The sequence below is a fragment of the Microbacterium sp. Bi128 genome (assembly GCF_918698205.1).
In genome coordinates this window covers 1-1,574 of the sequence record NZ_CAKKMM010001203.1, presented here as the reverse complement: position 1 = coordinate 1,574, position 1,574 = coordinate 1, and the positions used below count along the sequence as shown (strand labels likewise).

The 1,574-nt window shown below is 60.4% G+C and carries 2 protein-coding genes; one reads left to right on the top strand and one right to left on the bottom strand.

Going from position 1 to position 1,574, the window contains the following annotated elements; translation table 11 throughout:
• Positions 1-58: 58 nt before the first annotated feature.
• Positions 59-286 (top strand): helix-turn-helix transcriptional regulator, encoded by a 228-nt coding sequence (locus LQV45_RS31250; protein WP_230011227.1) that lies wholly within the window; start codon positions 59-61, stop codon positions 284-286.
• Between the two features lie 483 nt (positions 287-769).
• Here LQV45_RS31250 and LQV45_RS31245 read toward each other — a convergent pair whose 3' ends face one another.
• Entirely contained in the window at positions 770-1,051 is a 282-nt protein-coding gene (locus LQV45_RS31245) for a hypothetical protein (RefSeq protein ID WP_230011224.1), read from the bottom strand.
• Positions 1,052-1,574: the final 523 nt, after the last annotated feature.

Genomic DNA, 1,574 nt, shown 5'->3' with positions numbered 1-1,574 from the left:
TCGCGGCCATGTTCGAGACGGGCCGGCGTCAGCAGCTGGAACTGGACGGGCTGATCTGATGGCTCCCGCGTCGGATGAAGAGCAACAGATACATTGCAGACTCGACGAGCTCCTCGCGGCCCGGGGCATGACCCTGACCGAGCTCAGCCAGCGGGTAGGAATCAGCATCGTCAACCTGTCTGTGCTGAAAAATGACCGGGCGCGTGCGATCCGCTTTTCCACGCTGTCCGCGATCTGCGATGTTCTCGACTGTGCGGTCGGCGACCTGCTGGTCGTGAGCCCCTAGCGACGGCTAGCACAGTCGCTCGCGACGGCCCGGACCTGATTCAGCTGCCCGGCTAAGCCCACCACATTCTGGAGAAAGTTTGTGGAAACGGTGGACCACGCGTGCTGGAGCCGGCGGTTGACGCGCCCGCCGAAAAGTCCGCGTTCAGTAGGACCGAGAACGTGACTACGCGGGCGCCCTGGCTGCATATCTAGCTGTTTGGATCTGAGGCACGAAGCGAAAGAGTGGCCCTGGCGGCGAAGGTAACGCCGGCGAGCAAAAGTATGACCGCCGAGACGATGCTGTACCAAACCCCGTTGGAGTTCAATGCGATGTATACGCCGACGAGAGAGAGAAAACAACTGCCCCCAGCGACCAAATGAGCGTTGCTCTCATGGTGTTATTTATGACATCGGCCTAAGGGCTGCATTGATTGGTGAAGTTCCTAGCCGCGTAAGGGGATCCCTTGCCCGGCGCTTATGGCGTCGTCTAGCGACCCGGGTTCTACTCGTCGTAGTCCACGTCAGCAAAGGCTTTGACCTCTTCACGCAGTTGCTCGGCGATCCTGGCACCCTCTGTTTTCCAAGTCATGTAGTTTTCAGCCGAACTCCAACCGCTCTCATACAAGTTTTCGGCATCCCACACGTCGTACCAAGCGCGAAGCCGGTGAGTGAGGTTCTCTGACAGTCCAAAGAATGCCGGTTCCATCGTGTATTGGCTGGGACGCTCAGCAGTGCTGTTCTCCCAAAGTGGCCACCGATGGCCGTAATCAGGAAACAGGATCACTAACTCTCAGCGACAGAAGGGAATGACCGCGGTCATATTAACTCCGTCGCTGAATGCGCTGCTAAACCGGGCCTGGCAATGAATCGGCTTACGGGGCGCACCGTCTGCCCGGGCCACGACGTCGCAAACCCTGCCCGCCCGCAAGCCGGTCGCTATCCGTTCCACGGTGTCCCCAAATACACCCGTAAGCGGCTCCCTTAGTCACGCGCCTGGTCGACTGTGGCTAGGTCCGCACTGCCAAATTGCGTCTTTAGGTCCGGGCTCTGCCGGTTTGCATCCCACAGCGCACGCGCGTCCTCGAGCGTCCAGGGGCGAAGTTCGACGGTCATGGCTCCTATCGTGCCCGACGAAGTACGACGGCCACGAATTGCCCGCAAGCCGGCGGCCTAACGGGCGCTGCTGCGTTCGAAAGGGGATCCCCCAGCGGGCATTCTTCGATGCGTTAAAAGACGCAACCGAGCATGCAGATGACAGCTGCTCCCGCCCCGGGGAGAGTGGTGAAGCTGGCAGCGCCAGTCGGCAC

What these genes read in the sequence shown, in the direction of transcription:
- LQV45_RS31250 (WP_230011227.1), top strand. Translation starts at nt 59, where the DNA reads ATGGCTCCCGCGTCGGATGAAGAGCAACAGATACATTGCAGACTCGAC.